The sequence below is a fragment of the Streptomyces sp. NPDC001401 genome, from assembly GCF_042895385.1.
Taxonomy (GTDB): domain Bacteria; phylum Actinomycetota; class Actinomycetes; order Streptomycetales; family Streptomycetaceae; genus Streptomyces.
The window spans coordinates 195,711-207,708 of sequence record NZ_JBIAWI010000017.1 but is presented as its reverse complement, the minus strand read 5'-3'; the positions used below and the strand labels follow the sequence as shown (position 1 = coordinate 207,708).

The 11,998-nt window shown below is 71.7% G+C and carries 11 protein-coding genes; 3 read left to right on the top strand and 8 right to left on the bottom strand.

Translation table 11 applies throughout. The features are described from left to right. Positions 1 to 32: 32 nt before the first annotated feature. From ACFY10_RS41285 to ACFY10_RS41260, 6 genes are all read right to left on the bottom strand, one after another. The gene (locus ACFY10_RS41285; protein WP_390670452.1) at positions 33 to 1,046 is read right to left on the bottom strand and encodes a hemolysin family protein; all 1,014 of its coding nucleotides are present in this window, start codon (positions 1,044 to 1,046) and stop codon (positions 33 to 35) included. After that, positions 1,043 to 2,389 carry a hemolysin family protein gene (locus tag ACFY10_RS41280; RefSeq protein ID WP_390670451.1) on the bottom strand — a complete coding sequence of 449 codons (1,347 nt, stop codon included), beginning with the start codon at positions 2,387 to 2,389 and terminating at the stop codon, positions 1,043 to 1,045. The genes ACFY10_RS41285 and ACFY10_RS41280 overlap by 4 nt, the downstream gene beginning before the upstream one ends. A 168-nt stretch (positions 2,390 to 2,557) precedes the next feature. Continuing rightward, complete coding sequence (locus tag ACFY10_RS41275) at positions 2,558 to 2,983, bottom strand: GNAT family N-acetyltransferase (protein ID WP_390670450.1); 426 nt, start codon at positions 2,981 to 2,983, stop codon at positions 2,558 to 2,560. A gap of 72 nt (positions 2,984 to 3,055) precedes the next feature. Further along, entirely contained in the window at positions 3,056 to 3,907 is an 852-nt protein-coding gene (locus ACFY10_RS41270) for an LLM class F420-dependent oxidoreductase (RefSeq protein ID WP_390670449.1), read from the bottom strand. A 46-nt stretch (positions 3,908 to 3,953) separates the two neighbouring features. Then, positions 3,954 to 6,521 (bottom strand): ABC transporter permease, encoded by a 2,568-nt coding sequence (locus ACFY10_RS41265; protein ID WP_390670448.1) that lies wholly within the window; start codon positions 6,519 to 6,521, stop codon positions 3,954 to 3,956. Positions 6,522 to 6,525: 4 nt separating this feature from the next. Further along, positions 6,526 to 7,323, bottom strand: a complete 798-nt coding sequence (locus ACFY10_RS41260; RefSeq protein ID WP_390670447.1) for an ABC transporter ATP-binding protein — start codon at positions 7,321 to 7,323, stop codon at positions 6,526 to 6,528. A gap of 188 nt (positions 7,324 to 7,511) precedes the next feature. Here ACFY10_RS41260 and ACFY10_RS41255 point away from each other — a divergent pair, with 188 nt between their 5' ends. Both ACFY10_RS41255 and ACFY10_RS41250 read left to right on the top strand, forming a co-directional pair. Further along, a complete protein-coding gene (locus ACFY10_RS41255) occupies positions 7,512 to 7,763 on the top strand; it encodes an antitoxin (protein WP_390670446.1) in 252 nt (83 codons plus the stop codon). Between the two features lie 4 nt (positions 7,764 to 7,767). Continuing rightward, the gene (locus ACFY10_RS41250; RefSeq protein ID WP_390670445.1) at positions 7,768 to 8,142 is read left to right on the top strand and encodes a fic family toxin-antitoxin system, toxin component; all 375 of its coding nucleotides are present in this window, start codon (positions 7,768 to 7,770) and stop codon (positions 8,140 to 8,142) included. On the opposite strand, the gene ACFY10_RS41245 is transcribed toward ACFY10_RS41250, so the two are convergent. Together ACFY10_RS41245 and ACFY10_RS41240 are read right to left on the bottom strand one after the other, a co-directional pair. After that, positions 8,143 to 8,838, bottom strand: a complete 696-nt coding sequence (locus ACFY10_RS41245) for a class I SAM-dependent methyltransferase (RefSeq protein ID WP_390670444.1) — start codon at positions 8,836 to 8,838, stop codon at positions 8,143 to 8,145. A gap of 82 nt (positions 8,839 to 8,920) precedes the next feature. After that, positions 8,921 to 9,607, bottom strand: a complete 687-nt coding sequence (locus ACFY10_RS41240) for an esterase/lipase family protein (protein ID WP_390670443.1) — start codon at positions 9,605 to 9,607, stop codon at positions 8,921 to 8,923. Positions 9,608 to 9,725: 118 nt separating this feature from the next. On the opposite strand from ACFY10_RS41240, the gene ACFY10_RS41235 reads away from it, so the two are divergent. Then, positions 9,726 to 11,996 (top strand): LuxR C-terminal-related transcriptional regulator, encoded by a 2,271-nt coding sequence (locus ACFY10_RS41235; RefSeq protein ID WP_390670499.1) that lies wholly within the window; start codon positions 9,726 to 9,728, stop codon positions 11,994 to 11,996. Positions 11,997 to 11,998 lie beyond the last annotated feature (2 nt).

The following is an 11,998-nucleotide window of genomic DNA, read 5'->3' as shown; positions in this document are numbered from 1 at the left end:
GGTCGGTCGGCCCGGCTCTCCCGCCGGACGGCTCATGCCCGCTGCCCGAACAGCTCCTGCAGCACGTCCTCCATGGTCACCAGCCCGGCCAGCCGGCCGTCGCCGCCGAGCACGGCCGCCAGGTGCGTACGGCTGCCGCGCATCGCCGTGAGCACGTCGTCCAGCGGTGTGCCCTCCCGTACGCGCGCGATGGGCCGCATGTCCCGCACCCGGAACGGCACATCCCGCGGAGAGGCGTCCAGCGCGTCCTTGACGTGCAGATAGCCGACGATGCGGCGGCCCTCGTCGACCACCGGGAAGCGGGAGAAGCCCGACTGGGCGGACAGCCGCTCCAGCTCCTCCGGGGTGACGCCCACGCGCGCGTAGACGACGCCTTCCAGCGGGAGCACCACGTCGCGGACCGGGCGGCGGCCCAGTTCCAGTGCGTCGTGCAGCCGCTCCAGCGCGCGGTCGTCGATCAGTCCCGCCTCGCCCGAGTCCCGCACGATCCGGGCGAGCTCGGCGTCCGAGAAGGTGGCCGCGACCTCGTCCTTGGTCTCCACCCGCAGCAGCTTCAGCAGGGTGTTCGCGAAGGCGTTGATCGCGAAGATCACCGGGCGCAGCGCCCGCGCCAACGTGACCAGCGGCGGCCCGAGCAGCAGCGCGCTGCGCACCGGCTCCGCCAGCGCGATGTTCTTCGGCACCATCTCGCCGAGCAGCATGTGCAGATAGGTCGCCAGGGTCAGTGCGATCACGAAGGACACCGCGTGCCCCGCGCCCTTCGGCACGCCCAGGGCGTGGAACACGGGCTCCAGCAGATGGGCGATGGCCGGTTCCGCGACCACACCCAGGACCAGCGTGCACAGCGTGATGCCGAGCTGTGCGGCCGCCATCAGCGCGGACACGTGCTGCAGGCCCCACAGCACGCTCTTCGCCCGCCGGTCGCCCTCGTCTGCGTGCGGCTCGATCTGCGAACGCCGTACGGAGATCAGCGCGAACTCGGCGCCGACGAAGAAGGCGTTGACGACGAGGGTCGCAAGGCCGATCAGCAGCTGTACCGCGGTCACTTCGTGCCCTCCCGGTCCGTCGTCTCGTCCGTCTCGTCCTCGAACGGCGCGTGCATCAGTACCCGCGCGGCCCTGCGCCCCGAGGCGTCCACCACGTCGAGCCGCCAGCCGGCGACCTCGACGAAGTCGCCCACGGCCGGGATGTGGCCGAGCTCCGTCGCGACGAGGCCGGCCAGCGTCTCGTACGGACCCTCGGGCGCCCTGAGTCCGACGCGTGCGAGCTGGTCCACCCGCGCCGAGCCGTCGGCCGAGTACAGGGCGCGGCCCGCGTCGTCGCTGCCCGCCGGGGCCAGGTCGGGTGTCTCGTGCGGGTCGTGCTCGTCCCGTACCTCGCCGACGACCTCCTCGACGATGTCCTCCAGCGTGGCCACGCCCGCGGTGCCGCCGTACTCGTCGATGACGACGGCCATGGTGCGCTTGCCGGACAGCCGGTCGAGCAGCCGGTCGACGGTCAGGGTCTCGGGGACGAGGAGCGGCTCCCGCATCAGTTCGGAGACGCGGGTGTGAGTGCGGCGGTCGGCAGGTATCGCCAGGACGTCCTTGATGTGCGCGGTGCCCACGACGGAGTCGAGGTTGCCGCGGTAGACCGGGAACCGGGACAGCCCGGTCGCCCGGGTCGCGTTCGCCACGTCCTCGCAGGTCGCCTGGACCTCGAGGGCGATGACCTGGACGCGGGGCGTCATCACGTTCTCCGCGGTCAGGCCGGCGAGGCTGAGTGTCCGTACGAACAGCTCGGCGGTGTCCGCCTCCAGGGCACCCTCCTTGGCCGAGTGCCGGGCCAGCGCGGCCAGCTCCTTGGGGCCGCGCGCCGAGGCCAGCTCCTCGGTGGGCTCCAGGCCGAAGCGGCGCACCACGCGGTTCGCCGTGTTGTTGAGATGGCTGATGAACGGGCGGAAGGCCGCACTGAACAGGCGCTGCGCGTTGCCCACCCGCTTGGCCACGGCCAGCGGCGAGGAGATCGCCCAGTTCTTGGGCACCAGCTCGCCGACGACCATCAGGAAGACGGTCGACAGGGCCGTACCGAGCACCAGGGCCAGCGAGCTCGCCGCCGAGGACGAGATGCCCAGTGCCTCCAGCGGGCCCGCGATCAGCCTGGCGATCGACGGTTCGGAGAGCATGCCGACGACCAGGTTCGTCACGGTGATGCCGAGCTGTGCGCCGGAGAGCTGGAACGTCAGACTCCGTACGGCCTTGAGGGCACCCGCCGCACCCCGCTCGCCGCGCTCCACGGCCCGCTCGAGTGCGGCCCGCTCGACCGTGGTCAGCGAGAACTCGGCCGCGACGAAGGCGCCACAGGCGAGCGACAGCAGGATCGCCACCAGCAGGAGGAGCACTTCGGTCATCGGGTCACCTCCGTCCCATCGTCGGCCAGGGACGGGAGGAACGCGCGATGTCGTGTACTGCGCGCACTACTGGGAGGCTCGCCCATGGGCGGACGCTCACACCTTTCATTGGAGGACCGGATCGGATCCGGATACGGCACCCCAATGGTAAAGGATCGGCAAAGGTGGTCAGGGGGTGAGGTGCTTCACCCAGCGCCGCCAGTGCTCCTCGGGCGTGTACCCGGCCGCCCGCCAGGCATGCTGCCCGGTCTCGTTGCGCACCAGCACCATCGCGTCCCCGCGCCGCCCCCCGAGCCGTACGAACCGTTCCTCGGCCGCGGCCAGCAGCGCCGTGCCGATGCCCTGGCGGCGGCGGTCCGGGTGCACCGCCAGCCGGTACAGATGGCAGCGCCAGCCGTCGAAGCCCGCGATGACAGTGCCGACGAGTTCGCCGTCCTGTTCGGCCAGGACCAGTGCCTCGGGGTCGCGGACGACCAGCCGCTCCACGCCGTCCCGGTCGTCGCTGATGCTGGTTCCCTCGGCGGCCACCTTCCAGAAGGCGAGGACGGTGTCGAGGTCGGCGGCCGTCGCGGCCCGTATACGCAGATCGGTCATGCGGCGATCCCATCACCTACGGCGGTCCCGAAGGCGTAATTCCAGCATCCGGACGGGCGGTCACACGGAAGGTCAGTGGCCGCCCAGCTCCGCGACGACCGGCGCGAACGCCTCCATGTACGGCTCCAGGACCGTCAGATACGAGAAACCGTACCGCTCGCGCTGGGCCAGCACCTGGGCGACGATCCGGTCGAGGGTGCCGATCAGGAGGACGGGCAGCGCCAGGGCCTGTTCCAGGGTCACCTCCGGCACCCTGTCGAGGAGGGGCTGGACGACGGCTGCGCGGTCCTCGGTGACGACGACCATCTGCAGGAGCAGGTTAAGCTCCGCGGGTTCCTCGCGGTTCGCGGCGAACTTCCGGTACCGGGCCACCCGTTCGTCGAGCTGCTCCGCGGTGACCGGGATGAGCCGGCCCGTTGTGCTCTGCGGGTCGGCGTAGGCGCCTCCGAACGCCGCGATGTCGGCGTGCTCGGCGGCCAGGCGCAGCACGCGATCGCCGTTGCCGCCGATCATCAGCGGCACTCGTGACGTGTGGGCCAACTCCTCGACCGTGCGCTGCAGATGGTCCACGCGCTCCCGCGCAGAGCCGAACGGCAGCCCGGCCGCTTCGAGTTCCGCCCCTACGTAGCCGGTGCCCAGCCCGAGTTCGAGGCGGCCACCGGTCAGGGCGTCCGTCGTGGCCACCTCGCGGGCGAGCAGCGTCGGATTCCAGAAGCCGGCGTTGAGCACGAGGGTGCCCAGCCGCGGCCGTTCGGTGACCGCGGCCGCGGCGACCAGCGCCGGGAACGGCGCGACCATGCCGAGGTGGTCGGGGACATGGATCACGTCGTAGCCGAGCTCCTCGGCCCGGCGGCACTTGGCGTGCCACTCCTCGGCGGGCGCGGGGTTGAGCAGGCTGACGCCGAAACGGAACGGATGCGGCATGAACTCTCCTCGGCAGCAAGCGACTTGAGTCTGTACCGCGATTCCATCACTCGTGCGCGATGGCCGCCAGCACATTCATGCGGGATGCACGCAACGCGGGCAGCAGCGCCGCCACGATGCCCACCACCGCGGAGCCGATCACCACCGCGACGATCGTGGTCCACGGGATCGCGAGCGCCTTCATGCCCTGCAGCGCCAGCACCTGCTGGGTGCACACGCCCCACACCAGGCCGAGCGCGAGCCCGAGGACCGCGCCGAACACCGCGATCACCACGGACTCCAGCCGGATCATCCGGCGCAGCTGCCGCCGGGCGAGCCCGATGGCGCGCAGCAGCCCGATCTCCCGGGTCCGCTCCACCACGGACAGGGCGAGGGTGTTGACGACGCCGAGCACCGCGATGATGATCGCCAGCCCGAGCAGCGCGTACACGAGGTAGAGCAGTACGGCGATCTGGTCGTGCACCAGCTTCTTGTAGTCGGCCTGGTCGCGGGCCTGGACCTGCGGGTACGGCTTGAGCGACTGCTCCAGGTTCTTGCGCAGCTGATCGGCGCTCGTGCCGGAGGCCTTGTTGACGTACAGCGCGGAGTCCTGCCCGCCGGGCACGTACTTCTCGACCGTCGCGATCCCGAAGAACAGCCCGCCCTGCATGCCGAAGCCCTCGGCCTGGTCCTGGTCGGTGAGGGCGCCGACCTTCAGCTCGGTCTTCCGGCCGGCCGGGAACTCGACGGGGATGGTGCTGCCGATCCTGACGTCGTGCTTCTTCGCGAACTTGACGTCCATGCCGATGCTGCCGCCCGCCAGCGCCGCCGCCGTGTTTCCGGCCGTGTACGTCACGTGTGCGACGTGGTCGACTCCGTCGTCGTAGCCCGCGGCGGTGGTCTCGATGCGCTTGCCGTCCGGGAGGCGTACGGCCACCGGTGCGAACCGCTGCCGTACGACGAGGCCGACGCCCTGCGTGCCGCGCACCTTGTCGGTGACTTCCTGGTTGAAGGGCACGAAGTTGGTGTTCTGGACGATGAAGTCGGCGCCCAGCGTCTTGTCGATCTGCTGGTCGAAGGACTTCGACATGGAGGCGCTGGCCACGGACATGCCGCCGACCAGGGCGAGGCCCACCATGAGGGCGGCCGCGGTGGCGCCCGTACGGCGGGGGTTGCGCAGGGCGTTGCGCTGGCTCATGCGGCCGACCGAGCCGAACAGGGCCGGGAAGGCGCCGCCCAGGACGCGGATCACCGGGCGGACCAGCAGCGGGCCCGCGATCACGGTGGCGATGAGGGTCAGTACGACACCGAGCCCGAGCAGCGAGGCAGAGGAGGCCGTCTTCGTCGCGGTGGCACAGCCGACGAGTGCCGCAGCGCCGAGCACGCCGACCACCGAACCCACGATCGCGCGCGTCCTCAACGGCCGCCCCACGCCGGCGATCTCGGCGTCCGCGAGCGCGGCCATCGGCGAGACGCCCGCCGCGCGCCGGGCCGGCAGGTAGGCCGCCACGAAGGTGACGCCGACGCCGACGACGTACGCCACCACGGGAGTTCCCCAACCGACCACCATCTCCGTGGTCTTGAGGTTCATCCCGAACACGCTCATCAGCTTGATCAGCCCGGCCGCGAGCCCGATGCCCGCCGCCAGGCCCAGCGTCGAGCCGACCAGGCCGAGCAGGATCGCCTCGGTGAGCACGGAGCGCCGCACCTGCCGCCGGTCGGCGCCGAGGGCCCTGAGCAGGCCCAGCTCCCGGGTGCGCTGGGCGATCAGCATGGAGAACGTGTTGACGATCAGGAAGACGCCGACCAGGACGGCGATCCCGGCGAAGCCGAGCATCACGTACTTGATGACGTCGAGGAACCCGCCGAGGTCCGAGGCGGCCGACTTCGCCTGCTCGTCGGCGGTCTTGACGTCGTAGCTGCCGGTGCCGACCGCGGCGGCCACCCGGGTCTTGAGCAGGGCGTCGCTCGTGCCCTTCGCCGCGTCCACCGAGATGCTCGTGGCCTTGTCCGCCGAGCCGAGCAGCTGGGCCGCGGCGGTCTTCGGGTCGAGGAAGACCAGGGCCGCGCCCGGGTTGGTGGTGGTGAAGGTGGCGATGCCGACGATGCGCACCTTGAAGGTGCCCGGCTGCGCGAGCACGGTCAGCGTGTCGCCGATCTTCACGTGCTTCTTGTCAGCCGTGTCGGCGTCCAGGAGTGCCTCGCCGCCGGTCTGCGGGGCGTGTCCGGAGGTCAGCTTCACGGGGCTGCGGGCGGTCAGGTACCAGTCCGTGGCGATGGTGGGCGCGCCGGTGGTGGGCCCGACCGACTTGTTCCTGCTGTCGACGACCGTGATGTTCTGGACGCTGACGTCCGCGTGTGTCGAGGCGACCCCGTCGACCTTCGCCACGCGGGTCGCGAGCGAGGCGGGCACGGTGTCGGCGGCCCCCGTCGGCACCTGGGACTTGAGGTCCTGCTTCGGTTCCACGGTCACATCGGCGGACGTGGAGTGGAAGAGCCGGTCGAAGGTGCGGGTGACGGTGTCGGAGAAGATCAGGCTGCCCGCGACGAACGCCACGGACAGCACGATCGCCAGAGCGGAGAGCAGCAGCCGCCCCTTGTGGGCGAGAAAACTGCGGAGCGTTGCCTTCAGCACGGCTTCAGTCCTTGTCGAGGGTTACGTCGCCGGTGGGACCGTTGTCCTCGAACTGGCTGCGCATCACATCGAAGCGTTTCATTCGCTCCAGTACGGCCTCCGCCGTCGGGTGCTCCATCTCGTCGACGATGCGTCCGTCCCCGAGGAAGAGCACCAGGTCGGAGTGGGCGGCGGCGCCCGGGTCGTGGGTGACCATGACGACGGTCTGGTCGAGGCTGTCGACGGCCTCGCGCAGGAAGGCGAGCACCTCGAGTCCGGCCCGCGAGTCGAGGTTGCCGGTCGGCTCGTCCGCGAAGATCAGCTCCGGCCGGGAGGCCAGCGCCCGGGCGCACGCCACGCGCTGCTGCTGGCCGCCGGACAGCTCAGCCGGCCGGTGCTTGAGCCGGTCGCGCAGCCCCAGCGTGTCGATGACCTGGTCCAGCCACTTCTCGTCGGGCTTCTTGCCCGCGATGTCCATGGGCAGGGTGATGTTCTCGGCCGCGTTCAGCGTCGGAATGAGGTTGAACGACTGGAACATGAACCCGATCCGGTCCCGGCGCAGCCGGGTCAGCTCGCGGTCCTTGAGCCCGGTGATCTCGGTGTCGCCGAGCCACACCTGGCCGGCCGACACCGAATCGAGCCCCGCCAGGCAGTGCATCAGCGTGGACTTCCCGGAGCCCGACGGCCCCATGACCGCGGTGAAGCGGCCGCGCGCGATGTCCACGTCCACCGAGTCCAGGGCGAGCACGGTCGTCTCGCCCGAGCCGTACGCCTTGGTCAGACCGCGGGCGCGGGCGGCTTGCTGCACAGCAGGTGCGGACAACGCTTCCTCCTCGGTGGCTCGCCACTCATGGTGGCAAAGGTAATGTGAGCGAGCCCACACCCGGTATCCCCCGTGGGGCCGAGGTGGTCTCCACCGCAGGTCGTGTCCCTGATACCGGTGTAAGGGGCAATCTCCACCCTTCCCGACGCCCTCTTGCCGTGCTAGCACTTCGGCGCTAGCTTCGAGGTATGGCGAAGACCCAGCTGAACGTGAGAGTGGACGAGGGCACGGCCCGCGCCGCCCGCGAGCGGGCCCTGGCCCGGGGCATGAGCGTCAACCGCTACATCGAGGAACTCGTGAAACAGGACACCGGGGAGGTCGGCCAGACGTTCGTCGAGGCCGCCGCCGACTTCATGAAGCAGTACGAGTCCGTCTTCGCCGAGGAGTTCGGCACCGACGGCGAGGGCCGCGAGGCCGGGCGAGGCGAAGGTCGCCACTGATCCCTTGAGCAACCTCAGCATCGACCTCGCCTGGCTTCTCATGCTCGCCGAACAGAAGACGCCCGGGGATCCCCAGGTCACCGACTGGGGCGCCCTCGTCGCGGCCGTCGCGCGCCACGACGCCGAGATTTTCGACGTCGCCGTCTACGACGACCCGCACGCACGCGCGGCGGCCCTGCTCCAACTCCTCATCCACGTCCCCGCGTTGGAGCGCTCGAACGCCCTCTTCGCCTCGGCCGTCGCGTACGCGTACCTGATCGCCAGCGGCCTCAGGGTCACCACCTCGCCGGTACAGGTCCGCGACCTGGCCCGCCTGGTCAAGAGGGGCAACGCCACGGTGTACGACATCGCGGCGGAGCTGCGCAGCTGGACCATGTGATCAGGCGGCCGGTTCCTCGGCCTCCGGCCGCCACGCGGTGCCCAGCACGCAGTACGAGGTTGGCAGTGTCGGCCCCCTCTCCGGCAGCAGCATCCGCCGGTAGGGGCCGAGTTCGAACCCGGCGTCGCGCAGCGCGGCGATCGGGTCGCGGGCCAGATGGCAGCCGCCGTTGAGCGGCGGCCACAGCGTGCGGTCCAGGGCACGCTGGGTGAAGGTCATCGCCGGTCCGCCGCCCCGGCCGTGCTCGAAGAACCGTACGACGCCGCCCGGCCGCAGCACCCGCCGTACCTCCGCGAGCGCCCGCGGCACGTCCCGCACACTGCACAGCACCAGCGAGATCACCGCCGCGTCGAAGGCCTCGCTCTTGACGGGCAGTGCCTCCGCGGCACCCGGCGCGACATCGACGGGCACCTCGGAGTGGACGGCGGCGTCCAGGGCCAACTGCCGCAGCCTGCGCTCCGGTTCGATCGCCACGACCTCCGCGACGGTGCTCGGATAGTGCGCGAAGTTCAGTCCGTTGCCCGCGCCGATCTCGATCACCCGCCCCGACAGTCCGGACAGGAGCCGGTCGCGGACGCCGCCCATTCCCATCCGGGTCTCGGCGGCCACGCTGATCCGTGCGTAGTAGCGGGCGAACAGCGGATGGTGCACGGGATCCCGCGCCACCTTGGCGGCGCCGGGGGACCGGAGCGGCATGAGGACCTCCTCGGCAGGACGGGCCTACCGTGATTGTCCCCCGTACGGGCCCCGCGCACCCTTCCGCCGGTTCAGGCCCGGCTCACGCGACGAAGTCCCGCACCTGCTCGTACACGCCGTGGTCGTTGTTCATGTCGGTGTGCGAGATACAGCCGGCGTCGACATTGGCCGCGCCGTCCAGGAGCGCCGAGCTGTTCGGGACGACCGCGTCGTCACAGTCCGACCAGTAGCTCGCATAGGACACGGCGCCCGGTGTCTCGTCGCCGGAGTTGAGGGCGGTCAGGTACGAACTGCCGATCTGCATCTCCTTGCAGGACGTGTACAGCCACGCGCACCACGAGGCGACGGACGTGCCGTGGTTCACGCCGGCGACCGAGACGAAGTCGTCGACGTACGACGTTCCGCCGAGGTTCTTCAGGTAGTAACGGGAGCTGAGCACACCCATCGAGTGAGCGACGATGTCGACCTTGGACGCACCGGTCTTCGCCAGCACGTTCTTGATCTCGGTGGCCAGCTGCTGCGCCGTGGTGGCGTTCGACTGCGACCAGTCGTACGACCACGCGTACAGCTCGGAGGACGAGTAGCCGTCCGCCTCGAAGTCCGCGATCCAGTCGTTCCAGCTGCTCGAGTCGCTGCTCAGGCCGTGCACGAACACGATCGGGTTGTGGGTCGCCGCCCGAGCGGGGGCGGCGGACAGGGAGAGGGACAGAAGGAGCGATGCGACCAGGGCCGAGAATGCCGTGGCGATACGACGCTTGTGGCGCTGCATGGTGCCTCCTGACACGGGTGGGGTCGCCAGGAGTGTCGACTCGGGTCTACGCGCGACGCATCGGCGAAATCGCCGGTCTTTACGGTTCAATTAACTCGCCAGTAACGTCAGTTGAGTGGTGACTCCGGTGAACCCCCCTCCTCTTGACCGCACTTCGCCACCGCGACGCACGGCGTCCGAGCTTCCCGAGGGCGTCCGCGTACGGGTCCTGCACGCCGTGTACGGCGATCCGCGCGCCGCCGCCGAACTCGTACCGCTGCTGACCGACCGCCAGTCGGCCGGCCTCGACCCGCTTCCGACACAGTCGTCCGAACTCGCCCCCGACCTGCTGCGTTCGCACCGCGCGGAGATCCGGGCCCTCCCGGACGACACCCGTCTGCTCCTGCTGCTCGCGGCCGCGGACCAGTACCCGGTCGCCACCCATGCCTTCCTGCGGGCCGTCGCCGCCGTCCGCCTCGACACCCGCCCGCTGGAAGCCGCCGAGGCGGCCGGGATCGCGCAGGCGGGAGCGGGCGGCGTCGTCTTCCGGGACGCCTGGACGAGGATCGCGGCGTACGAGACCGGCTCCCCGGCGGACCGCCGCGACGTCCACCGCCTGCTGGCCCGCGTCCTGCACGGCGCCGGCGAGACGCCCCGCCGCTCCTGGCATCGGGGAGCGGGCGCCCTCGGCCCGAGCGGCCGCCTGGCGGCGGAGCTGCGCGCCGCGGCGGAGCAGGCCCGTGCCGCGGGCCAACTCACCCTGACCCGAGCCCTGTTGGAACGCGCGGCCACCCTCTGCCCCACCCCGTCCGAACAGTCCCGCCTCCGCGCCCGCGCCGCCACGGCCGCCTGGCACTCGGGCGACGCGGACCGCGCCCGCCGACTCGCGGCCACTGCGACGCCCGACGACGGACTGACGGGCCTGTTCGCACTCCGGGCGGGCGACGCGACGGAGGCTTTCGATGCGTTGCTGACGGCGGTTTCCCAGGGGGGCGGCTTGGAGGGCGGCCAGGGAAGCGGGAACGGTGCGGCGCCGGGCAGCGCGGGAGCAGTGCGCGGCCGCGCTGCGCCCGCCGCCCCTGCCCGAGCCGTTTTGGCCCCCGCCACCTCCCGCCTCCTCGCCCACGCCACCGAAGCCGCCATCTACACCGGCGACCTGCGCCGCTGCCGGGAGGCCGCCGTGGTGGCCGGGCGGCTGGGGATCGGGGCGCCCGGCACGTTGGGCGGCCTCGTTGCTGCCTTTGAGGGGCGGTACGAAGACGCACGGGACCTGCTGGAGGCGGCGGCCGGGCGGTGCGGTCCCGGAGGCGACCCCACTCTGCTCGTGCACGCCGGCATCGCCGCGCTGATGCTCGGCGACCACACCCGCGCCGCCACCGCCACCGTCCGCGCGGCTGCCTCGGCCCGGGCGCGGGGTGCGGCCGCCACCGCGGCACAGGCGCTGGAGTTCCGTGCCTACGCCGACTTCTGGACCGGGCGCCCGCAGGCCGGCGCGGCCACCGCCACGGACGCCCTGCGGCAGGCGTACGCCACCGGGCAGGACAACGGTGCCTGCCATCTGCAGGCAGCCCTCGCCATGTTCGCGGCGGTGACCGGCGACGCGGACACCTGCCGCGAACGCGCCGCGACCGCACGGACGTATGCCCTCGCCCGGGGCCTCGGCCTGCCCGCCGCGCTCGCACAGTGGGCGCTCGCCTTCCTCGATCTCGCCGACGGCCGCTTCGCCGGCGCCGCGGCCCGGCTGCGCGCCCTCGCCGGCTTCGGCCCGGGCCACGGCCACCGCGCCATCCGCCACCTGGCCACCCCGCACTACGTCGAGGCCGCGGTCCGCACCGGCGACACCCGCGTCGCCCGGGCCGCCCACGCCGACTACCACCGCTGGGCGAGTGCCGTGCGCAGCACCGACGACCTGGCCCTCAGCGCCCGCTGCCGCGCCCTGCTGGCCCCGGGCGCCGAGGCCGTCGAGCACTACCGCACGGCGCTCGACCTGCACGCGGGGGGCGACCGCGACTTCGAACGCGCCCGCACGGAGCTGCTGTTCGGCAGTGCACTGCGCCGGCTGCGCCGCCGTACGGAGGCCCGCGACCGGCTATACAGCGCCCTGGAGGCGTTCGAGTACTTCGGTGCCCCGCACTGCGCGACGCAGGCCCGCGCCGAACTCCGCGCGCTGGGCGCTCCCGCCACGCCCGCGCGCGGCCGCACCGACGACCCCACCACCTGCCTGACGGCCCAGCAGCTGCTGATCGCCCGCATGGCCGCCGACGGTGCCACCAACCGCGAGATCGCCGCCCGCCTCGCTCTCAGCCCCCGCACGATCGACCACCATCTGCGGGGCGTGTTCAGCCGGTTGGGCATCCGCTCACGGATCGACCTGGTACGGCTGCTCGGCGACGCCGGGCATGTGCAGTGACA